At 64.4% G+C, this 24,552-nt stretch carries 21 protein-coding genes; 10 read left to right on the top strand and 11 right to left on the bottom strand.

What is annotated here, in order from left to right; genetic code table 11:
• Positions 1-55: 55 nt before the first annotated feature.
• The 4 genes from PSV00_RS10550 to PSV00_RS10535 form a co-directional block, all read right to left on the bottom strand.
• Positions 56-796: a hypothetical protein gene (locus PSV00_RS10550; protein WP_300446868.1), complete on the bottom strand. Its 741-nt coding sequence runs from the start codon at positions 794-796 to the stop codon at positions 56-58.
• A gap of 163 nt (positions 797-959) precedes the next feature.
• Positions 960-1,247, bottom strand: a complete 288-nt coding sequence (locus tag PSV00_RS10545; protein WP_300446866.1) for a helix-turn-helix transcriptional regulator — start codon at positions 1,245-1,247, stop codon at positions 960-962.
• Positions 1,248-1,354: 107 nt separating this feature from the next.
• Positions 1,355-1,984, bottom strand: coding sequence for a response regulator (locus PSV00_RS10540; protein WP_300446864.1), 630 nt, complete (start codon positions 1,982-1,984; stop codon positions 1,355-1,357).
• A complete protein-coding gene (locus PSV00_RS10535; RefSeq protein ID WP_300446915.1) occupies positions 1,962-3,422 on the bottom strand; it encodes an ATP-binding protein in 1,461 nt (486 codons plus the stop codon). The genes PSV00_RS10540 and PSV00_RS10535 overlap by 23 nt, the downstream gene beginning before the upstream one ends.
• Positions 3,423-3,752: 330 nt before the next feature.
• Here PSV00_RS10535 and PSV00_RS10530 point away from each other — a divergent pair, with 330 nt between their 5' ends.
• Positions 3,753-4,880, top strand: coding sequence for a chemotaxis response regulator protein-glutamate methylesterase (locus PSV00_RS10530; RefSeq protein WP_300446863.1), 1,128 nt, complete (start codon positions 3,753-3,755; stop codon positions 4,878-4,880).
• Positions 4,877-5,710 (top strand): protein-glutamate O-methyltransferase CheR, encoded by an 834-nt coding sequence (locus PSV00_RS10525; RefSeq protein WP_300446861.1) that lies wholly within the window; start codon positions 4,877-4,879, stop codon positions 5,708-5,710. The genes PSV00_RS10530 and PSV00_RS10525 overlap by 4 nt, the downstream gene beginning before the upstream one ends.
• A 236-nt stretch (positions 5,711-5,946) precedes the next feature.
• Here PSV00_RS10525 and PSV00_RS10520 read toward each other — a convergent pair whose 3' ends face one another.
• From PSV00_RS10520 to PSV00_RS10510, 3 genes are all read right to left on the bottom strand, one after another.
• Positions 5,947-7,551, bottom strand: a complete 1,605-nt coding sequence (locus PSV00_RS10520) for a PAS domain-containing methyl-accepting chemotaxis protein (RefSeq protein WP_300446859.1) — start codon at positions 7,549-7,551, stop codon at positions 5,947-5,949.
• A 62-nt stretch (positions 7,552-7,613) separates the two neighbouring features.
• On the bottom strand, positions 7,614-8,096 hold the full coding sequence (locus PSV00_RS10515; RefSeq protein WP_300446857.1) for a chemotaxis protein CheW: 483 nt from the start codon (positions 8,094-8,096) through the stop codon (positions 7,614-7,616).
• Complete coding sequence (locus PSV00_RS10510) at positions 8,093-11,179, bottom strand: chemotaxis protein CheW (protein WP_300446855.1); 3,087 nt, start codon at positions 11,177-11,179, stop codon at positions 8,093-8,095. The genes PSV00_RS10515 and PSV00_RS10510 overlap by 4 nt, the downstream gene beginning before the upstream one ends.
• A gap of 323 nt (positions 11,180-11,502) precedes the next feature.
• Between PSV00_RS10510 and PSV00_RS10505 the strand changes: the two genes are divergently transcribed.
• From PSV00_RS10505 to PSV00_RS10475, 7 genes are all read left to right on the top strand, one after another.
• A complete protein-coding gene (locus PSV00_RS10505) occupies positions 11,503-11,889 on the top strand; it encodes a response regulator (protein WP_300446853.1) in 387 nt (128 codons plus the stop codon).
• A gap of 1 nt (position 11,890) precedes the next feature.
• Positions 11,891-12,259: a hypothetical protein gene (locus PSV00_RS10500; RefSeq protein WP_300446851.1), complete on the top strand. Its 369-nt coding sequence runs from the start codon at positions 11,891-11,893 to the stop codon at positions 12,257-12,259.
• 7 nt (positions 12,260-12,266) lie between these two features.
• The gene (locus PSV00_RS10495) at positions 12,267-12,836 is read left to right on the top strand and encodes a response regulator (RefSeq protein ID WP_300446849.1); all 570 of its coding nucleotides are present in this window, start codon (positions 12,267-12,269) and stop codon (positions 12,834-12,836) included.
• A gap of 9 nt (positions 12,837-12,845) precedes the next feature.
• On the top strand, positions 12,846-13,313 hold the full coding sequence (locus PSV00_RS10490) for a hypothetical protein (RefSeq protein ID WP_300446847.1): 468 nt from the start codon (positions 12,846-12,848) through the stop codon (positions 13,311-13,313).
• 389 nt (positions 13,314-13,702) lie between these two features.
• The gene (locus tag PSV00_RS10485) at positions 13,703-14,563 is read left to right on the top strand and encodes a BLUF domain-containing protein (protein ID WP_300446845.1); all 861 of its coding nucleotides are present in this window, start codon (positions 13,703-13,705) and stop codon (positions 14,561-14,563) included.
• A gap of 267 nt (positions 14,564-14,830) precedes the next feature.
• Complete coding sequence (locus PSV00_RS10480; RefSeq protein WP_300446842.1) at positions 14,831-16,735, top strand: ATP-binding protein; 1,905 nt, start codon at positions 14,831-14,833, stop codon at positions 16,733-16,735.
• Positions 16,736-16,994: 259 nt separating this feature from the next.
• Entirely contained in the window at positions 16,995-18,569 is a 1,575-nt protein-coding gene (locus PSV00_RS10475) for a radical SAM protein (protein WP_300446840.1), read from the top strand.
• Here PSV00_RS10475 and PSV00_RS10470 read toward each other — a convergent pair.
• The 4 genes from PSV00_RS10470 to PSV00_RS10455 all read right to left on the bottom strand — a co-directional run bounded on the left by PSV00_RS10470 (position 18,553) and on the right by PSV00_RS10455 (position 23,560).
• The gene (locus tag PSV00_RS10470; protein WP_300446838.1) at positions 18,553-19,629 is read right to left on the bottom strand and encodes a hypothetical protein; all 1,077 of its coding nucleotides are present in this window, start codon (positions 19,627-19,629) and stop codon (positions 18,553-18,555) included. The genes PSV00_RS10475 and PSV00_RS10470 overlap by 17 nt on opposite strands.
• 149 nt (positions 19,630-19,778) lie before the next feature.
• Entirely contained in the window at positions 19,779-20,804 is a 1,026-nt protein-coding gene (locus PSV00_RS10465) for a hypothetical protein (RefSeq protein ID WP_300446835.1), read from the bottom strand.
• A gap of 12 nt (positions 20,805-20,816) precedes the next feature.
• Entirely contained in the window at positions 20,817-22,286 is a 1,470-nt protein-coding gene (locus tag PSV00_RS10460; protein WP_300446833.1) for an MBOAT family O-acyltransferase, read from the bottom strand.
• Entirely contained in the window at positions 22,283-23,560 is a 1,278-nt protein-coding gene (locus PSV00_RS10455; RefSeq protein ID WP_300446831.1) for a cytochrome P450, read from the bottom strand. The genes PSV00_RS10460 and PSV00_RS10455 overlap by 4 nt, the downstream gene beginning before the upstream one ends.
• Positions 23,561-23,810: 250 nt before the next feature.
• Here PSV00_RS10455 and PSV00_RS10450 point away from each other — a divergent pair, with 250 nt between their 5' ends.
• Complete coding sequence (locus PSV00_RS10450; RefSeq protein WP_300446829.1) at positions 23,811-24,509, top strand: hypothetical protein; 699 nt, start codon at positions 23,811-23,813, stop codon at positions 24,507-24,509.
• The last annotated feature ends 43 nt before the right edge of the window (positions 24,510-24,552 follow it).

The raw sequence follows: 24,552 nt of genomic DNA, 5'->3' as shown, positions 1-24,552 counted from the left end.
CTTTGATGAGCGCCTGACATAACCGGCGAGCCGGCCCCGGCCCATTGAACGCAGATCACATGATGTTCGCAGGCGGCGCAAGGTCGTTCTGCCAGGGGTCGGTGCTGGCCGCAGATGCGGGAAGGCGGGCCGCCCGGCGACGCGCGCGCAGATAGGTGATCGGCGTCACCAGGGTCCGCAGGATGGCCAGAACAAAGGCCAGCCCATAGATCCGGATACCGACCAGAAAGATGTCGCCGTTGACCGTCGACGAGACCAGCGGCTCCGCGATGATCGCACTGGTGATGGGTTTCAGGTGGTCGGGTCCGAGAAAGAACAGAAAATAGCCGATCGACCCTGCGAGCCCTTCACGCAGGAAGGTCTCAATCGCCTGCATCGCGCCAAAGTCGCCGAACAACGTCTGCTGCACCGCTTTCGGCGCAAAGGCATAGCTTGTTCCCATCAGCGCGAAGATGACCAGGAACATCACCAGTCGCGCCGAATAGGCCCCGGACAACAGGGCGACCGTCTGACCCGGGCGCAGGCGCTGGATCAGGGAGGCGCGTTTCAAATCATCATCATCGAGCGCCGGGATCAGGTCAGGAAAGGTCGAACTGGCGATCGAGATGAGCTTGCCGAGCAGGTCGGCGAGGACGATCGCCAGCACCAGCAGGAACAGGGTCGACGGGACCGTTCGCTCGGCGAGCAGAATGTTGATCGTCTCCGAGGCTCCCAGCATCGCCACGACGGCAATGACCAGAATGGACAGGACCGATCCTTCGATCGTTCGGCGGACGAGATTGAAGATCCCCGGCATCGTGACCCCTCGGCGTCACAAGACAACAGCCGGTCATCTGTAGCATACCGTGCAGACCCTGGTCTCCCGGCGGCGCAGAGGCCTTCGGCTTTCCGGCTCTCGGCAAAGCGTCGCCGACGGCGGTCTGTCGGTCAGGATTCAGGAGGTGGGCTGTAGCCGCACATCAGTTGCCCTGCGTGGTGCCTGCGGCACCATAGGCCACGATCGGGTCCCGCAACCGCAGCCCCGGGCCCGCGCCGCCCTCAAGGTCGAACACCACGCCAGACTGATGGAAGGCCGTCATCAGGGCGTTCACCGTCCGGGTCGTGGTTTCGATCGGTCCCCTGAACCGCTCAAGCCGCTTGATCGTCTGCAGACTCAGACCGGAGACGCGGGCCAGTTCGCTCTGTTCAAGCCTTGCCAGCGCCCGCGCCGCGCGAATCTGTTCACCGGTCAGAACGCTGTAGGTCATGCGCGAAATCCATCAACTGTAGAAGTCAGCAACTCCACCCTAGCTAGCAGATTCGACCTGTCGGTCTGCCCCCGGACAATTCCGGGGTACAAATTGACGCACCCGCTCTACTTCGACCCCGACCCGGCGCGAAGTACAACCTGAACGAGCATTGAGAGATTCGGCACCCTCATCTTGGTCATGACATTGGCGCGATACTCCTCGACGGTCCGGTGGCCGATACCCAGGTCCCGGGCGATCGTCTTGTTGGACTTGCCCAGGACCAGACCGTCCACCACCTCACGCTCACGCCCTGACAGCGAGGCCAGGCCCTCCCGGGCGGCCACGATGGCCGCATCCCGATCCGCTCCGCTGCTCTGGCTGTCGATCGCCGCCCGGATACACCGCAACAGGGCGATATCCGAAAACGGCTTTTCCAGCAGGTCGACGGCTCCCTGCTTCATGGCCTCCACGGCAAGGGCCACATCGCCATGGCCGGTAATCACAACGACCGGATGGGGAACAGCCATCGCCTTCAATCTTGCCATCAACTCCAGCCCGCCCATCCCGGGCATGCGCATATCGGTGATGATACAGCCGGGAGGAAGCTCGGCGGCGACCGCCAGGAAGGCCTCGGCAGTCTCATAGGCCTCGACCTGCAACCCGGCGCTGATCAGGAGCAGCCGCAAGGAGGCCAGGACCGCCGGGTCATCGTCAATCACCTGGACGACGGGCTCAATCGCTGACGGTGACATCATCGGCTCCGGTTACAGGGAGGGTGAATTTGAATACGGCACCATGACTCGCGGAAAGGTCCAGCCACATTTTGCCGCCATGGGCTTCAATAATCTCCTTCGAGATCGAAAGTCCGATCCCCAGCCCCGTCTCCTTGGTCGACACAAACGGCTGCAGCAGTTTGTCGGCGATGTCCGGCGCGACGCCCGGACCGTTGTCGGAAACGGTAACCTGGACGAAGCCCGCGATTGATCGCGCGGCGATCCACATTCTCAACCCACTCCCGGACGCCTCCATCGCCTCAACCCCATTGCGGATGAGATTGAGCAGGACCTGCTGGATCTGGACCCTGTCGACCAGGACAGGGGGCAGGTCAGACGAAATACTGATGCTCAGCCAGCCCACCTGGCCGCCCGCCGCCGCCAGGATCGCCGCTTCGTCGACAAGGGGCTTGAGAGTCTGCAATCGGCGTCGGCCGTCGGTCTTGGAGACAAGACCCCGCAGCCCGATGATGATCTGGCCGGCCCTGAGCGTCTGGGCCGCCGCGGCGCGCAGCGCATCATCAACGAGGACCAGATCCGGGGGACTCTGCTGGATCAGGCGCGTGGACGCGGAGACATAGTTCGAGATGGCGAGCAGCGGCTGGTTCAGCTCATGCGCCAGGGATGTCGCCAGCTGCCCCATCACCGTCAGTCTCGACAGATGGGCCAGTTGATTCTGCAGCATCTTCAACTCGTTCTGGGCCACCTGACTTTCGCTCAAATCCCGGCAAAAGCCGGTGAACAGCTGCTCACGCACCGAACGGCGAGGCGAAACAGACAGTTCGACCTGGAACATCGATCCGTCCCGTCTGTGACCAACAGCGGTACGGGGAAGGCCGAAGCCCGCAGGTTCGCCCGTTCGGGAGGCCGAGGCCAGGCAGGTCTTGATCATCTCCTGGGATTCCGGGGCGAACAGAAGCCAGACAGGGTGCCCGATGATCTGCCCGGACCTCCAGCCGAACATCCTTTCCGCCGTTGCGCTGAAAAGTCTGACCGTTCCGGCGGCGTCGAACAGGAAGATGGCGGCCGGAACCCCGTCGAGTATCGCCTGCTGACGCTCCCGCAGCGTTTTGCCGGCCTCACGATGACAGGCATAACGGTCGGTCGCCAGCACAGCGGCCCCGAAAGACAGCAGCACAACCGCGATCCCGATGGCGTCCACCGGCTGCAAAAACAGGGCGATGCTCATCAGGACAAAGGCGACCAGCGGAGCCGCCACCATTACCCCCAAGGCGGTGTAAAACCCCCACAGGATGACGACAAAAACCATCACGGGGGCGATCAGGCCAAAGGCTGTTCGCGAGGGGAACGCATGGTGCAAGGCCAGCCAGACGCAGCCGCTGATCAGCAAGGCGGCGGCGATAACAGCGATCTGCCCACGGGACGACCGTCCGCGCGACACCCACCATTTCGCATGCACGACAGCCAAATCCACTTTCCGTCAGCCCCCCATTCGGGGGCCAGGTCGACGATATTTCCGCGACGCGCAATCACCCACAAAGAGTAATGCGCCACAAAGACTTATCATTACACCTGAAGGGCAACACCCACACCCCTCAAGGGCAACCCAATAACTGCAAAAACGTCATAGCGCCAGAAAAACTCGTTACACTACTTATATAAATACAGACGACATTAAACTCACCCTTCATCATTCGCGCGCATCCATTGGGTAGGCACGGACGTGATCCGGCCCACCCCGCCCCTGAAGAAGGTCGCGCGCCTGCCGTGCGGTCGAGATCGAGAATCCATGCAGCAACTCGCCGCTACAGCCGCCGAAATCCGCATCCTGGTCGTCGATGACTCGGCCGTCGTCCGCGGGCTGATCTCGCGCCATCTCTCGGCGGAAAACGGCCTGACCGTCGTCGCGACGGCGGCCAATGGCGAACTGGCCCTGACCGAACTGGGCCGTTCGGCAATCGACGTGGTGGTTCTCGATATCGAGATGCCCGTGATGGACGGGCTGACGGCCCTCAAACAGATCGTGGCGCGATATCCCGCGGTGCGGGTCATCATGGCCTCGACCCTGACCCGACGAAACGCCGAGATCAGCCTGACCGCCCTCAATCTCGGGGCCGCCGACTATGTGGCCAAACCGGAAAGCGGACTGGGCTCGGCGGCGGAATTCCAGCGGGAACTGGCCTCCAAGGTGCGGGCCCTGGCCCCGCGGCGACGCCCCGTGGTTGTCGCCCCCGCCGTGGCGATCCCGCCGGTCGGCCATGCGGTGCCGCCACCGGCCGCCCCGGCCGTCCGCCCCGCCACACCGGTACCACCCCACGGCGCCCGTCCGATCAAAAGCCGTCCCAACATCATTGCCATCGGCTCCTCGACCGGCGGCCCCCCGGCCCTGATGCAGGTGTTTGAATCCCTGCGCGGCGCAGTCGAACAACCGATCCTGCTGACCCAGCATATGCCGGCGACCTTCACCGCCCTGCTGGCGGAGCAACTGAGCCGTATCGGCGGCCGCCCCTGTGCCGAGGCCCGGGACGGTGAGCGCATCCTGCCCGGTCATTGCTATGTCGCCCCCGGGGGCTGGCATATGGTCGTGGCCCGGGACGGGGCCCATCCCATCCTGCGCCTGAACCAGGAACCGCCCGAGAATTTCTGCCGGCCTGCGGTCGACCCGATGTTCCGCTCCGTGGCCAAGGTTTACGGCTCGGGCGTCCTGGGCGTGATCCTGACCGGTATGGGGGCCGACGGGGCCCGGGGGTGCGAGGCCCTCGTCCAGGCCGGCGGGCATTTCATCGTTCAGGACGAGGCCTCGAGCGTCGTCTGGGGCATGCCGGGGGCCGCCGCCACGACCGGTCTTTCCGATCAAATCCTGCCTCTGAATCAAATCGGGCCCTGGGTCCGACGCATCTCTGGAATGACCTCATGACCGGCCCCGACTTCGATCATTTCTGTCGTCTGATCCGGCAACGCTCCGGCCTCGTCGTCACCCCGGAAAAGGCCTATCTGGTCGCCAGTCGGCTGAGCCCGATCGCGCGCGCCGAAGGCCTGGCCAGTGTCGAGGCCCTGCTGGCGGTTATCCGCAGCAGTTCGCCCGAACCGCTCATCCAGCGCTGCGTGGACGCCATGGCGACTCACGAATCCTATTTCTTTCGGGACGCCACCCCGTTCGAGCAGCTGGCCATCAATGTTTTGCCGCCCCTGATCGAGTCGCGGCAGGCCCAGCGCAGCCTGAGGGTCTGGTGCGCAGCCTGTTCCAGTGGCCAGGAGCCCTATTCCGTCGCCATGATCCTGCAGGAAATGGCCCCCCGGCTCGCCGGCTGGAAGCTGGAGATCCTCGCCACGGACATGTCCGAGCCGATCATCGAGAAGGCCAGGGCCGGCGTCTATAATGATTTCGAGGTCAAGCGCGGCCTCTCGCCCGAGCGCCAGGCCCGATGGTTCAAGCCGGTTCCCGACGGCTGGAAGGTCTCCAGCGTCCTGCAGCAGATGGTCCAGTTCCGGCCGCACAACCTGCTCCAGGGCACGACCGGCCTGGGCATGTTCGACGTCATCTTCTGCCGCAATGTGCTGATCTATTTCGATGTGGCCCACAAGCGCCAGATCCTCGACCAGGTGGCGCGCGCCATGCCCTCCGACGGAGCCCTGTTCCTCGGCAGCGCCGAGACCGTGCTCGGGGTCACCACGGACATCGAGTCGACCCCCGGTATCCGCGGCCTCTATCGCAAGGCCGGGATTCATCTCGCCAAAACAGCCTGATGGCATGAAACCCGCGCCAGTCTGCCCGGGTCACCGACACCCTCACGACAGAAACGCCGCCCCGGCCAGGCCGGGGCGGCGTTTTCGTTGCCGCGTGAAGCGCGCCGGTGCCCGGCCCATCGACCGAAGCCATCGCGAACGAAGACGGCCCGGCCCATCTGACGATGGACCGGGCCGGGCTTGGCGGGACAGGGTCCCACCCCGTGTCAGAACACGGGATGGGCCGTTTGCAGGGGCTAGAGCAGGCCGTCGACCTCGGTGCTCAGGGCCTCCGCCTGGGTGGCCAGTTCGCCCGAGGCGGTCAACAGCTGGGCCGAGGCGGCGCTGGTCTGGGCCACCCCTTCGTTCAGTCCCTGGATGTTGGACGACACCTCCTGGGTGCTGGCCGCGGCCTCGGTCACATTGGCCGAGATCTCGCCGGTGGCGGCGGACTGCTCCTCGACGGCGCTGGCAATCGCCGCAGCGATTTCAGCCACCTTGCCGATGGTATCGGCGATGCCCTGGATGGCCGAGACCGAGGTGCTGGTCGCCGCCTGCATGGCCGCGACTTCCGAGGAAATCTCGTGGGTCGCCTTGGCCGTCTGGTCACTGAGGCTCTTCACCTCGGAGGCCACGACCGCGAAACCCTTGCCGGCGTCGCCGGCCCGGGCCGCCTCGATGGTCGCGTTCAGGGCCAGCAGCTTGGTCTGGCCGGCGATGTTGTTGATCAGGGTGACCACATTGCCGATCTTCTTGGCCGCTTCGGCCAGGGTCTGGATCGCCGCCTTGGTCGTGTCCGTCTCGCTCACCGCGCGCTGGGTGATGTTGGTGGATTCCGCGACCTGCCGGGCGATCTCGGAGATCGAGGCCGACAGTTCCTCACCGGCGGCGGACACCGTCTGCACATTGCTGGAGGCGACCTGGGCGGCGTTGGCCACGGCGGCGGCCTGGGTCGTAGCCTCGGCGGCGGTGCGCGCCATCGACTCGGCGGTGGCCCGCATTTCCGACGAGGCCGAGGAGACGATGTTGGAGATCTCCTTGACCCGCTCCGCGACCTTGCGGGTCAGGGTGACGTCCGATGCGTATTTCATCACCTTCATCGGCTTGCCGCTGGCATCGCAGATCGGATTGTAGCTGGCCTGGATCCAAACCTCGCGCCCGCCCTTGCCGATCCGCTTGTACTGGCGCGTGTCGTGCTCACCGCGGTTCAGCTTGTCCCAGAACGCCTTGTATTCAGGGCCAGTGCGCTCGGACGGATCGACAAACATACTGTGATGCTGGCCCCGGATCTCCTCCAGCGAATAGCCCATGGTCGTCAGGAAATTGGCATTGGCGGACACGATGGTGCCGTCCATCTGGAACTCAATCACGGCCTGGGCCTTGCTGATCGCCTCCATCTGGTTGGCCAGGTCGGTGTTCAGCGCTTCCTGGGCCCGCACTTCCGTAACATTCGACCACTCGAGGGAGTTGCCGACGTGAGCCCCCGCTTCATCAAAGGTCGCATTGACGCAGAGATGGATCTTCAGGTCGGCAATACGAATGTCGGTCTCGTAGGGCATCCTGGAAGGGTCAGCCAGCAGCCGACGCTGATGCGACGGGTCCTGATGGAAATTATCGATACAGACCCCGATCATATGATCGGGATCGAAATTCGCCCACAGGGTCCGGATGGCGGGGGCGACGCTTCTCAGCAGCTTCGTGGTGCTGTCGTTCACATAGGTGACGATCAAATCCCGATCGACCATCATGACCGAGCTGGTCAGGTTATCGAGCGCGCTCTTGATGCGGCCGAGCGCTTCAAAGTCGGAGAAGTCTTCGGTCTCATGGCTGAGATCTTTGGCGATGGCGGCGGCGGTCGACATGGCGTGTCCTTCTGGGTGTCTGCCGGCCCGGTGGGCGGCGATGATGTTGGGAAAAGGTGGCGTCAGGCGGCGAGGCTGGTAGGCGCGGTCAATGTGAGAACCTGATCGATGTTCAGAACGAGCAGCAGATCATCCTCGAGGCGGTAGAGGCCGCTGCACACCGCCCGCCACAGGGGCGTTAGGGTTGCCGGACCCGGTTCGTGTTCGCTGGGCTCAAGCCACAGGACGTCACCGACATCGTCGACGACCAGGGCGTAGAGTTCGCCACCATGTTCGACGATCACACTCATGGAACGATCGTCGCCTTCACGCGGCGGCATGCCCAACCGGCAGCGCATGTCGATCGCTGTGACGATACGACCGCGAAGGTTGAGCGATCCGGCGACCTCCGGCGGGCTGAGCGGGACCCGGTTGATGGGTGTCTCCGCGATCACGTCCTGAACGGAAAGCACAGGGACACCGAAGGCCTGTTTCCCGACCTTGATCGAGACAAGTCCCTCCGTGGAATCGGTGGCGACCAGCGAGTTTTCGGCCCGGATCGTCATGCAGCACCTCTCATTTCACCCAGAGCACCCGACACGGCGTCCAGCAGCGTGGCCTGATCCAGGCCGCTGGGAGCGCCGGCGGTTACAGCATTGTGGAAGGCCAGGCTGAGCAGCGGCGTCTTGTGCCAGTTGGCCGCCCGGCCGAAGGCCGTGGCGAAGTCCCGCGCCTCCTCGGGGCTGGAGGTGTCCGCCATGATCAGGTGGAAATGCTCGCCCGCGTCATAGAGGTTGAGCGCAGCCTCCGGATCCGCCGCCACCGTCACCTCATAGCCGGCCTGGGCCAGAAGGGGTCGCAACAGCAGTTGTGAGAACGGACTTTGATCCACCAGCAACAGGCGTCGACTGGCGGCTGCGGCCGGCGTCACCGCCGGTGACGGTGCCACGGCCTGAGCCGCCGTTACCGCCGCCGCCGGGGCCGCCGGTGCGGCCTCTGCCTGCGGGTTGAACGGCGGCGCCGCCTGATCCTGAAGCGCCTGACGCCAGTAGTAGGACACATCGATCAGCTCGGTGGCCACACCGCCGATGATGAGACCACCGAGGGCCCCGGCACCATTGGCGACCATGTCGGTCTTGATCACGCTCTCGACAATGTCGACGATCTCGTTGACCAGAAGACCGACGGCGCGGTCCTCTTGGGCAAACACCAGCAGCGGCCGCTTGTCGGGACCGTCCCACGCCGTGGCCGGTGCCGCGTCCGAGCCGATGATCGGCATCAGCTTGCCGCGATACTGAATGACGCTTCGACCGTCGATCCACTCGATCTGGTCGACACCCAATTCCTCGATCCGCGCCACACTCGCCAGCGGGGCCGCCTTGAGACTGTCGTTGGCGGCCCGGAACACCAGCAGGGCGGACAGGGCCTGGGCCTTGGCCGCATCCTCCTGCTTGTCGTCCACCAGACTGCCGGCCCCCTGACCGGCCCCGGCCTCAACCGACACACCCTTCAGGTCGAGGATCAGAATGACCGCGCCATCCCCCAGGATGGTCGCGCCCGAATAGAGCTTCAGATGGCGCAGCACCGTCGCGACCGGCTTGACCACGATCTCTTCGGTATCGAAGACCCGGTCGACGATCACCCCGAAGTTGAAGGACCCGACACGGGCCACGATGATGCAGGTTTCACCCGAGGGTTCACCGGCCGGCTCGAGGCCCAGCAGGTCCTGCAGCGAAATCAGGGGCAGAAGCCGGTCGCGCAGGCGCAGGACGGCGACTCCGTCGATATATTCGATGGTCCGGCCCGAGCCGTCACTGGCGCTGACCAGTTCGACCAGGCTGGATTGCGGCATGGCAAACCGTTCGCCGCAGCATTCAACGATCAGGGCCGAGACGATGGTCAGGGTCAGGGGGATGCGGATGGTGAAACAGGTTCCGCTGCCCTCGACCGAGGACAGTTCGATGGCCCCGCCGATTTTCTCGATATTGGTGCGGACCACGTCCATGCCGACGCCACGGCCGGAAACCGACGTCACCTCCGAGGCGGTCGACAGCCCCGGCAGGAAGATCAGCTGGCGGGCCTCGATGTCGGACATCTGCTCGGCCTGGGTTGGCGTCACAATCCCCGAGGCCAGGGCCTTGGCCCGCAGCTTTTCGGCCGGCAGTCCCCGCCCGTCATCCGAAATCTCGATGACGATCGCCCCGCCTTCATGACGGGCCTGCAGGGTAATGCGCCCGGCCTCCGACTTGCCGGCCGCCAGACGCTCGGCCGGGGTCTCCAGACCATGATCCGCAGCGTTGCGGATCATATGGGTCAGGGGATCCTTGATCAGCTCGAGAACCTGACGATCCAGCTCGGTGTCCTGACCGTGCATGCTCAGGTCGATGGTCTTGCCCAGATCCTGGGCCAGGTCGCGAACCAGGCGCGGCAGCTTGGCCCAGGCCCCGCTGATCGGCTGCATCCGCGTGGTCATCACGCCTTCCTGCAGCTCGCTGGTCACCTGGTTCAGCCGGTTCAGCGGCGCGGCGAAAGCGCTTTCGGGTTCAAGACGCAGGGTCTGGATCAACTGGTTCCGGATCAGCACCAGTTCACTGACCACCGTCATCAGGTGTTCAAGGGCATCGACGCTGACCCGGATCGTCTGGGCCGGCGCCGCCCCCTCCCCGTCCGGCTTGGTCGCGACGGCGGCTGACGGGGATGCGGACGCGGTTACTGCTGCAGGCATGGGAGAGGGCATGGGATCCGGAACTGGGATTGGCGGGGAGGCCACGGAGGAAGCGGCGGGATCGACCCCGGGCTGCGCGTCGCCCTCCGGGGCAACAGGGACAGCCGGTTCGTCGTCCGAACAGACCGGGGCTGCGGCGGCAGGCAGGGCGAGGGCTCTCAGCTCGGCGATGGGGCCCTCGGCAACGTCGAGCTCCCCCATGGCCGCCGCCATCATCTCGAACAGGGTGACGACATGATCACCCATAACCAGACCGTCGCTGATATCGGCCAGGGCCCGGACGAAGGCATCAGAGGCCTCCCGCTTGCGGGCCAGACCGCAAAGACTGTCGCGCACGGCGGCCTGCAGCCGGTCGGGATCGGCGTGACCCACCAGAAATCCGAACTGCCCCTCTGACTGCAGGCGAGTCAGGACAGATTCCGCAGCGGCATCTACCGTCGCGTCGCCCCCCAGCTGTTCAATCAGATTGCGTCCGTCCACCATCGCAGCCGGAACCGGGTCGGCTTCCACTTCCGCCGCTGCCACCCCTGCCGCGGCCGAGGCTCCCTCGCCCTCGAGGAAGGCCTCCATCCGGGCGATCAGAACGGAGTCATCGCCGGCAGGCTCGCCACCGGTGGCGGCCAGGGCGTCCGTGATCGAGCGGATCAGGTCGACGGTATCGAGCACGGCCGAGACCGCCCCCGGTGTGACCGCCAGATCGCCGTCACGGAAGGCCCCGAGAACATTCTCGGCGGCGTGGGCGACATTTTGCAGGCGGGAAAGCCCCAGGAATCCGCAGGTCCCCTTGATCGTATGAATCAGCCGGAAGATTCCGCCGAGCGTTTCCGGGTCATCCGGCGACTGCTCAAAACGGACCAGTTCGCTGTCGAGAGCTTCAAGGCCCTCGCGCGTCTCAGCGATAAAATCTGCAACCAGGTCGTCCAAGAGCCGCTCTCGCTTCAGGATCACCGGGCCAGACCGGCATCGCCATTGAGGGCTAGCTTTGGTGAATCAAAGGTTAATTATAGCCACTAATCTTGCACCATAAAGAAATCACCAGTTCTATAATAGCTGTTAGTGATGATTTATTACTCCGAAAAGGCATTTTCTGGACTTCTGGAGCTGATATTTTACCCCCCAGGATCAACATCTATTCTTTGCTGATCTTGAAATTGGCGGCAAATTGGTCGGCCGTTACCTTTTGATTAGATATTTTTGGTCATCGATCACCTCTAGTTTTTGCCAGATATATTCAGGAAGAAACCCGTATGGCCGTCGACAAATCCATGAATGTGCTCGTCGTCGACGACTACAAGACGATGATCCGCATTGTCAGAAACCTGCTGGAACAGCTGGGCTTCAGGAACATCGATGAAGCCCTCGATGGCCCGACCGCGCTCGAGAAAATCAAGACCACGGACTACGGCCTGATCCTGTCGGACTGGAACATGATGCCGATGACCGGATACGAGCTTCTCAAGGCCGTTCGCGCCGAGCCCCGGACCCGCAACATCCCGTTCGTCATGGTGACGGCGGAAGCGAAGACCGAGAATGTCGTCGCCGCTCGCCAGGCCGGTGTAAACAACTACATCATCAAGCCGTTCACCCTGTCAGTGTTGAAGCAAAAGCTGACCACTGTACTCGGGGAGCTCTGAGATGGCTGACGACGCAGCGGGCGAAATCATCGCAACGATCCGGCGGGAGATCGAGGAGGCTGCGGACGTCATGCTGGCCTCGGTTGAAGCGGGTCTGGAACAGGTCACCGCCGCCCGCGAGGGCGATGACGCGGCCCTGGATCGTATCCAGCAGAGCCTGTTCGCTATTCTCGAGGCGTGCGCGTTTCAGGACCTGACCGGACAACGCCTGACGAAACTTCGGGACATGCTTTCAGCGACGTCGTTTGAGGCCGTCGAAGCGGACCCCCTGCTGAATGGTCCCGCCCTCGCCGGTCAGGGTCTGGACCAGGCGTCCGCCGACGCCCTGCTGGGTGCAGCGGGGGCCTGGGACCGTGGCGCGAAGCCCTGATCTGACCATGGCGACCGCTCACCAGCGCCTCGATCTCCGCAAGGCCAAGGCCCTGCTGGTTGATGACAATCCGCAGTCCCTGGAGCTGTTGTCCCAGGTCCTGACCGGGTTCCGCTTGCGCGAAATGAAGACCTGCCGCTCTGTGGCCGAGGCCCGGGAGGTCCTGACCACCCAAAGGTTTGATGTGATCCTCGCTGATCTCGACATGCCCGACGAGGACGGCCTTTTTCTGGTGCGCCATATTCGCTCGGAAAGCCGGGCCCCGAACTACACGACCCCGATCATAATCCTGCACGGCTTCACCCCCGCCGGCATGGTCCACAGCGCCCGCGACGCCGGGGCCAACATGGTCGTCCGCAAACCGATCGCCCCGTCCGTCCTGCTCAGCCGGCTCGAATGGATCGCCCGGAACAATCGCGAGTTCGTCACCGCCGACGGTTACAACGGACCCGACCGCCGGTTCCGGCAGTTACCGCTCGCCGAGGACCAGCAGGAGCGCCGCGCCGAGGCCCTCGCCCTCATCGCCGACCCCACGCGCGCCCTGTCGCAAGACGATATCAGCGCCCTGTTCGACTAGGAGTCCCCGATGAACAGCGCCCGCGTTTTCACCCCGGAGAACCACCTGGCCCGCCACATGAGCCGTGGCGGCCCGACGTCGGCAGAACTGATTGCCGACGCGGACAAACGCGTGTCGGCGCTGGCCGACTCCATTCGTGGGTTTGTCGTCGGCAAATTGCAGGAGATCCGACCCTTTGCGGATCAAACCGACGATGACCTCCTCGCCGAGATCGATGTCATCTCCGGCCTTGCGATGAACATCGTCGAAGTCGGCGATGCCGCCGGGCTGAACGCGCTCGCTGATCTGACCCGGGGAATCGTCACCATGATTGACGGCTTCAGGACGCTCGGCGTCTGGCACACCGCCGCACTCCGCCTGCATATTCGCGCCCTGGGCCTTTTGAGCCCGGACGCCCCGCCCCTCAGCCGGCAGGATGAAGCCAGGATCGTGGAAGACCTGCAGAACATGCGCCGGTCGATCGGCCTGACGGACTGAAGTCGGCGAAATGCGCCGGGCCGGACCAGCCATGCCGCGCGCCGGACATCCCGACGCCGTCCGGCCCCGGCCTGGGCTGAGCTGAGCTGAGCTGAGCTGAGCTGAGCTGAGCTGAGCTGAGCTCAATCGAGCCATGGCTGGAGTCCAGATCAGTTGCCCCTCATCTCAGCGGCATTTTCTCCCATTGCGTGTATACGTGACTGTATATCAAACTCATTGGTCGAAATATTGCACTCATTTAAGTAACTTTTGAAAATACATCCAAGTTGTGTCATATCTGTACAAAGTAGAGTTCTTTTAGCCCAACAGATCCTCTCGGCAACCTGTTTGGGGCATAAAAATATACTCAGGGCACAATTTCTATCCGGGGCCACCTAATGCAATCCAGTATGTCGGCGCTTTCCGGCGAGCAGATCAGGGCGGCCCGGGCTCTCATACGTATCGACCAGGCGGATCTGGCCAGGCGCTGCGGCCTCAGTCTGGAAACGATCAAGCGGCTGGAGCGTATCCGGGGGCCGGTGGACGCCAACAGCCGAACGCTCCGGGCGCTCTTCGAAGTGTTTGCTGCGATGGGCGTAGCCTTCGACAACTGCGAGGATGGCGGCGTCGGCGTCTGCCGTTCAGCGGGAAAGCCGTTTCGGACGGCCCTCGACACCGCGCGGCCAACCGCGACACCCCGGCAGATGGATCAGCCACCTGCCGAAACCGCCTGCCATCGCCTGATCTACTACAGCACCGCGAACCGGGAGAACGCCCCTCCCCTTCACGAACTTCTGGAACAGATCCAGACCAGCGGGGCGCGGCGAAAGGCGACCCTGGACGTCACGGGCATCCTCTACGCCCAGGCCGGCCGGTTCCTCAGCGTGCTCGAAGGCACGAGAGACAGTGTCAGGCAGGTGTTCGGGGCGATTTCCTGTGACCGTCGTCATTCCTCGCTGTCGATCATCAGCGACCAGTCTGCACCCGTGCGGTATTTCCCGGACTGGAGTGTCTGCTGTGGCCGGTTCCCGTCGGACGCCCAAATGGTCGGCGACGAGCCGTCCCTTCGCAAAGGCTTCCACCCCGAAAGCCTCTCCCCGGCCTCCGCCCTGGGATTGCTGAACGTAATGCGCGACCTCCAGGAGGCGTCCCCCCGCAACGACCTTCGCTCACGGTCTCCATGTCCGCTGGCCGGAACCTGTCTGGACCGGGCCTGCGCGGAGCGGGCCGCCATCTCCACGGCACCTGGCCCGGCCAACGCCCGGATGTGACAATACGTCGCACACGACGCCACGTTAGTCCTGCGGGGCAAGACTCTGACCCTGAAAGGGTCTCGATGCGTCACCCACTGTAAGACTCGACGATTGCGCCCCCTACCGGCCGGCTTCGCATGCTGACCGTCCGTTTGCAGCGCCGGCAAATCGCTTCACGTGGGTGGGATGGAATCAATCGGGCGGGCTGACACTGTGAATGGAGCGGACCGACAAACGCCCTTCCACGCGCCCCCCGCATTCGGACAGAACGAACTCCTCTGGCATGTGGAAAAGACCCAGTCCACGGCCCAGATCGGGAGCTGGAAATGGGATATCCGCACGGGCGAACTGCTCTGGTCCGACGAGACCTTCAGGCTGTTCGGCCTGGAGAACGACGGGCGCGGCATAAACTATTCCGGCTTTCTTGAATGCGTTCACCCCGAGGACCGCGCCGGGGTCGAGCAGGCGGTTCGACTGGCTGTGGACGAACATGCGGACTATGCGATCGACCACCGGATCCTGCGGCAGGACGGTGAAATTCGTTTTCTCCGTGAGCTCGGTGAGGTCGAACGCGATGCCGCCGGAAATCCGCTGTGCATGCGCGGCATCGTGCAGGACGTCACCCGTTTGCGGGCGATCGAACGATCCGCAGCACGCAATCGCGACATGCTGTCGGGGCTGATCCGGATTTCACCGGAAGCGATCATTGTGGCGAATCTCGAAGGCCGCGTCATCATCTTCAGTGCCGGGGCCCAGACGGTGTTCGGCTACGCGGCTCACGAGATCGTCGGGGACAGTATCGAACGCCTCATGCCCGAGCGTTTTCGTGGCGGGCACGGCCAGCACCTTGCCAGCTTTGCCACAGGACGTCAGGAGAGCCTTCAGATGGCCCAGCGCAGGCCCGTTTACGGGCTGCGGAAGGATGGCGTGGAAATCCCGATCGAGGCGTCTATCGCCCGCGTGGTGGCCGGTGGGGAGACCCTGTTCACGACCATCGTGCGGGACCTGACCGAGCGGTACGAAACCGAAGCCTGTCTGATCGAGGCGCGGGACCTCGCCGAAAAGGCCAACCAGGCGAAATCGGACTTTCTCGCCAATATGAGTCACGAGCTCCGCACACCACTCAACGGCATTCTCGGTGTCGCCGAAGCCCTGGGCGACTCCTCCACGGACGCTCACCAGAGAGAGATGGTGGACCTGATCGCGACTTCGGCGCGCGCGCTCGAGGCCCTGCTGACGGACATCCTTGACCTGGCCCAGATCGAGGCGGGTCGCATGGCGATCCAGCATCAGCCCTTCGATCTGGGAGCCATGGTCGAGAACGTGGCGGCATTGTTCAGCACAGCCGCGCAAAACAAGGGCCTCGCTTTCGACCTCAGCCTGCCGGAACTCGTTCGGACGGGGTTCGTCGGTGACGAAAAGCGACTGCGCCAGGTGCTCAACAACCTTCTCAGCAACGCCGTCAAATTTACCGAGACCGGCCAGGTCAGATTGTCGGTGGAGATCGTCCACCAGGAGCCCTGCCGCGTCCGGTTCACCGTGGGGGACACCGGCATCGGATTTGACGAACAGACCCGCGCCCGGCTTTTCAGCCGGTTTGAACAGGCAGACAGTTCAATCACCCGCCGGTTCGGCGGCACGGGTCTCGGTCTCTCGATATGCAAGATGCTTGTCGACCTGATGGACGGAACGATCCGGGCTGAATCCCGCCTGGGCGAGGGCGCAGCCTTCATCTTCGAGGTTCCGCTGGTCCCCGCAGGGCCCCAGGCCCTGCCGGTCGCAGCCGGGACAGACCCGGTCCGCCCCGTTGCCGGGCGACCTCTGCGTATTCTGCTGGCGGAGGATCATCCGGCCAACCGCCGGGTCGTGGAGTTCATCCTGAAGCCGCTCGACGTGGATCTTCACAGCGTGGAAAACGGCGCGCTGGCCGTGGCCGAGGCCGCGACCGGAAATTTCGATCTGATCCTGATGGACATGCAGATGCCGCTGATGGACGGGCTGGAGGCCGTGCGGCGTATCCGCGACCGGGAGCGTGAAGAAGGCGGAGATCGGGTGCCGATCTGCATGCTGACGGCGAACGCCCTGCCCCAGTTCAGGACCATGGCCCAGGAAGCGGGGGCCGATGACTTCCTGACCAAGCCCATCAGTGCCTCGGACCTGATCGGAAGGGTCATCGGAATGTCAGCCTAGCCGGAGCGCACTGAAGCCGGCGGGCCGGGTTTGGGCGATGTCTGCCCCACCCCCATTCGCATGGGCGCAGCCGCTCCAGAGAACATCCTTCCCCCTCAGGCCCGCCTCGCCTGCTTCCCACGGCCGGAGAGGGCCGGCTGGATCGCGGGCGCTGGTCACCGGATCGACGGCGGGCGTGCATCGACGCTCCCGGGCCAAGGCTTCTGTGGCGCTACCCCGCCGCCCGGTGTAGCACCCCTGCAAGGGGGACATCCGGACAATGCCACGGTTCTTGCTGATCGCGCCGCGCCCTCACTGGGACGCCGACTTCGCCGGTATCGACCTGTCCGGCGGGACGTCCGTGACCCGGGTCGCCCCGATCGCGATCGCGACCGTCGCCGCCATGGCCCCGGACGGCATCGAGGTCGTCCTGCATGACGAAGCCCTGGCCCCGGTGGATTTCGACGATCCCGCCGACTTCATCGGGATCACCGCCAATGTCTCCCAGGCACGCCGGGCCATCGAGATCGCCCGGGAATATCGCGCCCGTGGCAAGCCGGTTATCATCGGCGGCCCCCATATCACGCTGGACCCGGCGGCCTTCGCCGGCGCGTGCGATGTGGCGGTGACGGGTGAGTTCGAGGCGATCGCCGCAGGCTTCTATGCCGACATGATCGCCGACCGGCTCCAGCCCCACTATGCGGGTGGTCGCCCTGAACTGACCCTGTCACCGACCCCGGCCTGGGAGCTGTTCGACAATGACCGCGCCCTGGTCGGTGTGGTCCAGACCAGTCGCGGCTGTCCGTTCGAGTGCAATTTCTGCGACGTCATCCAGTATCTGGGCCGCAATCAGCGGCACAAGTCGAACGACCAGGTGATCACCGAGGTGCAGCGCCTGTATGACCTGGGCTACAACCGGATCGCGCTGGCCGACGACAATTTCACCGTCTATCGCAAGCGCGCGACCGGATTGCTGGAGGCCCTGAAAGCCTGGAACGGCACGGAGGGCCGGGACTTCATCACCTTCGCCACCCAGGTCTCGATCGATCTGGCCCGGGACGACGATCTGCTGACCCTGTGTGCCGAGGCCGGTGTGTCCAACCTCTTCATCGGCGTGGAGTCCGTGAACGAAGAGAGCCTGAAGGCCAGCAAGAAGCGCCAGAACCTCAATACCGACATGGCGGGACAACTGCGCAAGGTCGTGTCCCACGGCCTGAAGGTCGAGGCCGCCCTGATGGTCGGGTTCGATGCCGACAGCCGGCTGATCTTTGAGCAGCAGCATGATTTTGCCATGACCCTGCCGGTCGGGACCTTCAAGGTCTCAGCCCTGGTCGCCCCCATGGCCACCCCCCTGTACGATGAGATGAAGGCGGCCGGCCGGCTCGATTTTACCGGGGAACAGGCCCATTTCCCCGGCGCGGACATGGTCACCAACATTATCCCGGCCCAGATGTCGAAGCAGGAACTCTACACCGGCACCAAATGGCTGATCAGCCGGCTCTACAGTCCCGCCGCCTTCTGGACCCGCTTCCAGGACATTGCCGGGCGGCTGGGTCCCAATCCCCTGCTGAGTCGTGGTTCCGGGCGGCTGTACAATCCTCCGGGACGCGAACAGGCCAATCGTCATTTCGGCCGGATGATCCGCACCATCCACCGCGAGCATGCCGACGTGGCCCGGGTCATCGCCCAGGCCTCCCGGTTGATGCGCCGACATCCGGACATCCGCGACGGACTGACCGACATCCTGACGACCTGGCTGCTGTCCCTCTACGTCCACATGGAAAAGGGCGTCTATGACGCCGAATGGGCCGCCATGGACGCGCCCCCGTTCGAAACCCTCAGGCAGTCGGCCTAGGGGCCGACGACGCCAGATCCGGCCGGTTCACCGCAAACGCAGGGGCCGGTGCCGGGGACTCGATCAGGAAGATCCGTCCAAGGGTGGCGATCATGCCGAGCCAGGCCGAAAACGCGGCCGCATCCCGCAGGTCCTCGTCCCGCGGCTCGAATTTCGATGACCAGCCGCCGCTGTACATCCGGCATTCGGAACAGACGGCGTCCGAGGTGCCGCATTTCTCGTCGCCCGGCTCCATGTCGGCCCGGAAATAGCGCATCTGCCCGACCATCCGGGAATGACAGTCGCGGGCGACGCCGGTTTCGGGATCGATGTCATAGAGGGGGCCCGAGCGGGTCGCCCAGTCGTTGTAGGCCTCCGAATAGACGATGGTCTCGGGATACTCTTCCATCAGCCTCGGGATCATGGACCGAACCTCGCCCAGACTCTCGTCGTCCCAGCAAAGGTTCGATTCGGCATTGGAGATCCGGAAGAAGGACCGGTCGTTCCCTTCGCCTTCCTGGAGCTTCCTCAGATAGGTCTGGGTCGGCGAATACATGTTGAAGGTCAGCGGCAGGTCGTTGTCGCGGCAGATTTCGGCCAGCTTGCGCGTGTCGCCGAGGTTCGATCGGGTCAGGGTGTAGAGAATGATCGCGCGCGGATCGCCGGCATAGTTGCGGATGGCCTTGCCGAAGGTCCGCCCGCCGCGGAGGCTGACGTCGACCTCGGCATCGACCCCCCAGACCGAAACGCCGATCCTGTAGGGTATGGCCGGGTCGATACGAACGGTGCCGTTGGTGCCGATATTGCCATGCGGAAAATACTGGCTGGCGGCATGAAGCCGATCCTGCTCCAGCGCCGGTTCGGCCCCGACAAAATAGGCCATGGTCACCCCGCGCTCACCCTCGGCGGCGAAGAACCGCTCCCAGGCGGCAAGGTCCTGGACCTCTTTTGTCGGGGTGAAATTGTCCGAGAAATAATAGCAGCCTTCGCAGAACAGGTTGCAGCGGGTGGCGACCTCGTAAAAGGCCGGCTTGCGAAAGGCGCGGACGACCCGCTTCGCCTCGTCATAGGCCACGGACAAGCCAGGATCCGCGTCAAGCAAATGGCGAAGCCTGATCAGCCTGTTACGTCGAATATTCATACTGCCGCCGAAAACCCGCTGATCGCCTTTGGCACCCTACCATCCCCGGGAAGGCGTCGAAACGCCCAGTCTGGCACCGAGAGGAACACTCACCGCGAACCCTTACCGGCAGCAGCCGGTTCCGCCGGACATTCGGTGACCGGGATTGCCCCGGTAGCGCGCAATTCGGCGGCCAGCTGGCGCGAGAATCGCGCCGCCCCCGCGCGGTTCAGATGGGTATTGTCGTAGAAGAGATCGAAACGATCTGCCCAGTCCGGATCGTCCCAGTGCCGGGAAACGACAACGCCTTCACCGGCCAGACCGTCGAGCAGACGATCAAAGGCCGCGACTTCGGGACCGAGCCGCCGGTTGGTCTGCGACCGGATGGGCTCGGTCATCGGCGGAACGATGATGAACAGGGTGCCGCCCCGGCTGCGGATGCGCTGGTTCATCCGATGAAGGGCCCGGCCGGCCCGCGCGGCCACTTCGGCGTCCCGATAGGCGATACTGTGCAGATAGTCGGCCTGGCTCTCTGCCGATGTGACGGCGTCCACGGCCGCCTGGGCCGGGTCCAGTCCGGTGTCCGGCCCGAGCGTCCAGGGCACCGGTCGAACCGGTGCCTTCCCCAGGCCCAGCCTGTACAATGCCACCCGAATACGCTCGCTCCAGGCCTCAAATCCCAGGGCCGGCGTCACGGCGGTCACCACGGCCTGTCGCCAGTCTCCGTCAATCGGATTCAGCCGCCCTGACTCCAGCATCAGCTGATGGACATTGCGCCGGTGCTCAACCGATCGGCTCGCCGCTGCCCCGTTGTTGTAGGCCTGGGCGGTGGGGGCCAGGACAAGGAACCAGAGCCGCGGCGGCGACGGACGCGCCAGCATCAGGTCGACCATACCGGCGACCTCGAAGGTGTCCTGGGAGTTCCAGAAATACTCCGTCCCGTCCAGACACAGGGCGGAAAAATCCACGGCGCGCGCAACAGACCCGCCAAGACTCACGGCCTGACGCCCCTCGACCCGGGCCAGACCGGCCCTCATGTCCGCGAGTTCGGGTCGATCGTCCAGCAGCCGCCCCAAGCTGCTCAGGCCGAGCAGCAGGGCAAACCCCAGGGCGAAGAAGACGATTATGTGCCGCATCGCCGTCTCCCGTCAGAATTTGAAATAGATGAAGTCGGGACGCGAAAACGTCCCGAACACGAGAATGAGGGCAATCAGTCCGTAGTAGAACGCCCAGGCAAAGGGCCGTCCGCGGCCGGATACCCGGTCGAAGACCGGCTTGCGGACATCCAGCCACTGGTAGATTTCCAGGCCGATGATGGCGACCAGAACCGCCCGGGAGATGTTGCCCACGCCGGTCAGGTCGACGCTCAATGTCGCCAGCTGACCCGGCAGGGCCGCCATCTGCTGCCACATGGCCCAGGCGGCGGGCCAGGACGGCGCATTCACCAGCGACCCCAGCAGAATGAGGAACAGCCACAGGACCATCCGATTGGTGTTGTTCTGCACGAAGCGGATGGATCGGGGTCCCATCCGGAGCGCGCGAAACACCACATGGGCTGCACGGGTGATCGGCCGACTGCGACGGACGGCCCCCTCGGCGATCATGACCAGTCCCGCGATCAGACCGGCCGCGAGCCAGGTCCAGGCCGCGCCATGCCAGAAGGAAACGATCACGATCGTCAGGATCGTGGCGGTCGGCTTGCGCCAGCCCCCCCGGCCCCGCCGGGCGATCGGCAGATAGACATAGTCCCGGAACCAGTTGGTCACCGTGATATGCCAGCGCTGCCAGAATTCGCTGATCGACACCGCTGCCAGCGGCCGGTTGAAATTCTGGGTCAACCTGATCCCGAGCACCAGGCTCGAGCCGATGGCGATGTCGGCATAGCCGGAAATGTCGGCGTAATACTGATAGATGCTGCCGAACGAGGTGAGCGTCACCATCAGGGCCGAATAGTCCTGCGGATGGGCCATCACCGCCGGAATGGTCAGGGCCAGGCGGTCGGCAATCACCAGCTTCTTGAAATAGCCGACGAGGATCAGGGCACCACCGGCGGCTGCCCGCCGGGCATCGAACACCTGGGCCTTCCGGAGCTGCGGCAGGATATGCCCCGGGCGCTCGATCGGACCGGCGATGAGCTGCGGAAAATACATTACATAAACAGCAAAGTAGCCCAGATGCGTCTCGGGCTTTCGCTTACCGCGATAGACGTCGATCACATAGCCCAGCGTCTGGAAGGTGTAGAAGGAAATCCCCAACGGCAGGATGATGCTGATCGGGTCGAAACTGCCCGGCGCGTTTCCGTAGATCAGCCCCATTCCGGTATTGGCGACCAGGGCGAAATATTTGAAGAACAGCAACAGGCCCAGATTGCTGGCCAGGCTCAGCGCCATCAGGGCCGCCCGCAGGCGCGCGTCGGGCACCCGCGGCATCAGCCGCGCAACCCCGTAGTCAATGCAGGTCGTCAGCCACAGGAGCGGAACAAATTCCAGCCGCCAGCTGGCGTAGAACAGATTGCTGGCCACCAGCAGAAACAGCCAGCGCAGCCGCACCGGGGTCCAGAAATAGAGACCCACGATGACCGGCAGAAACAGCAGATAGTCGAGCGAGTGGAAACTCATGTCGCCCGGGTTTCGTCAATCGGGCGGACCAGCAGGGTCTGGCGGCCCACCGGCCGGAGAACAAAATCGACGCGGCAGCCCATGGGGTGTCCCGGATTCGGCAAAAGTTCGAACCGCTCGAGGATGGAGCCGACCGCCAGGATCAGCTCGGTCCGGGCAAACATCGACCCGACACAGCCGCGCGGGCCGGTACCGAACGGAAGCCATACCGACCGGTGGCGCACAGTGTTGCCGCCTTCAAGGAAGCGGGACGGCTCAAACGCATCCGGCCGGTCCCACCACTGCTGATTCCGGTGCATCGCATACAGGCTCAGCACGGTCGTGAAGCCGCCGGCGAGGGTTTGGCCCTCGACCTCGATGTCGGTTGTGACCTCACGGATCAGATGCATGATCGGCGGATACAGGCGCAGGGTCTCGCTGATCACCGCACGGCTCAGCGGATAGGCTCCGCTGTCCAGGCCGCCCCGCGCCCGCTGCGCCCGGCCGCGCCGCCATTCCTCGCGAACCCGCGCCTGCGCCTGCGGATACTGCGCCATCAGCCAGAGGACCCAGGCCAGGGTCGCGGCGACATTGTCGTGCCCGGCGTGCAGGAACAGCAGCATCGTATTGAGATCCAGCCCGGAATCGTCGGCATCGGTCCTGCCCGAAAGCCGGGCCTGTTCCCGCTGCCGGGCCAGGGCCGCCAGAGGGCGCAGGTCCTCCAGATGACGGATCAGGGGCGCGTCCTCATGCGCGTCTATCGTCACGGCCGTTTCCTCGACCAGCGGCTCGACCACGCCGCATGAGGTCTCATCGCAGAAGAAGCTCCGCCACAGACTGTCGAGAGTCAGCCGCCGGGCGTCGCGCAGGATGTCGACCGGCTGCCCGTCTGCCGCCGCGCCCCACTCATCGACAATCCGCCTGCAGGCCATCGCGATCCGGGCCTCCGGGGCCGCGGCCTCCGGGGCCTGGAACGGAGCCATCACCTGTCGACGCTGCTGCCGCCAGTCGGCCCGGTCGCCCCGCACGAGATTATCGCCGTAGGAGGCCCCCAGCATCCGGTCATGCAGACGCGCTCGCGGGAAACCTCCCCCCTGGTTGAGCAGGATTTCACTGACGCTTTCGGGCGAGGCCAACAGCACCAGTCGCTTGCCGCCCGCCCGCGCCTCGGTCACCGACTGCTGCAGAATCTCCGGTGGCCAGTAGCGGGTTGGATCCCTGATCACCCGCCCCACGCCCGGAAACACAAGCGGAAACTGACCGTGGAACTCAAGCCGGGGAAGTTCAGCGGCCATGGTGGTGAAGCATCCTTGAAATCCACGCTCCGCTGAATGGACTCATGTCGGAACCACCCGTTCGCCTTCAACCATACACCGGTTGAAATCCAAACTGTGCCATTCGGCAACCCCGTCGTCTTCTGGATCAGACACGGGGCTCATCCCTCGTATGGTGCCGGCCCGCCCCGGGGGCCGGACGATCAACACGTGCATCGTACGGGCCGATGGTCGATGGTGAGGCTCCGCATCTGTCTTCAGGAGTCATCGTTTGTCGCGTCTGATCGAGGAACTGGACTACCGGCCCACCCCGATGGGGCCGATCATCCTGAGACGACGCTGGGTCTCGGCCCTGGATCGCGATGTGGTCGAGGTCATCCTCGGCGAGGAACATCTGATGTCGAGCCTGTTCACGGTCGGCGAGACCGAACTGGCCACGCTGGGCCTGGCCCGGGCGAGCGGCACCGATCTCAAGGTTCTCGTCGGTGGTCTCGGCCTCGGCTACACGGCCCAAGCCGCCCTGGCCGATCCGCGCGTGGCCTCCGTCGAGGTCGCCGATGCGATCGAGGCCGTGATCGACTGGCACCGGGCCGGCATCGTGCCGATCGGCGAAAGCCTCGGGGCCAACCCACGCTGTATCCTGACCCATGCCGACTTCTTCGGCCTGTTCGACGCCGAGCCCGGCGAAGACGATCGTCTGGACGTCATCCTTCTGGACATCGACCATTCGCCCTACCGGCTGCTCAACCCCGCCCATGCCCGCTTCTATACGGCCGAGGGTCTGGCCCGGATGAAGACCTGGCTGACGCCGTCCGGCGTGTTTGCGTTGTGGTCCGACGACGCGCCTGACGCGGACTTTCTCGCCCTGCTCGGCACCGTCTTCACCAACCCCACGGCCCAGGTGGTCCCCTTCGCCAACCCGCTGACCGGCGATTCCTCGACCTGCACCATCTATGTCGCCGGCTGCTGAACCGCCCGAAAGGGCGAGGCAATAGGCGGACGGAGTCGCGCCA

The organism is Brevundimonas sp., assembly GCF_029945885.1.
In the GTDB taxonomy this organism is placed as follows: Bacteria; Pseudomonadota; Alphaproteobacteria; order Caulobacterales; family Caulobacteraceae; genus Brevundimonas.
This window is presented reverse-complemented; position numbering and strand designations above follow the sequence as displayed.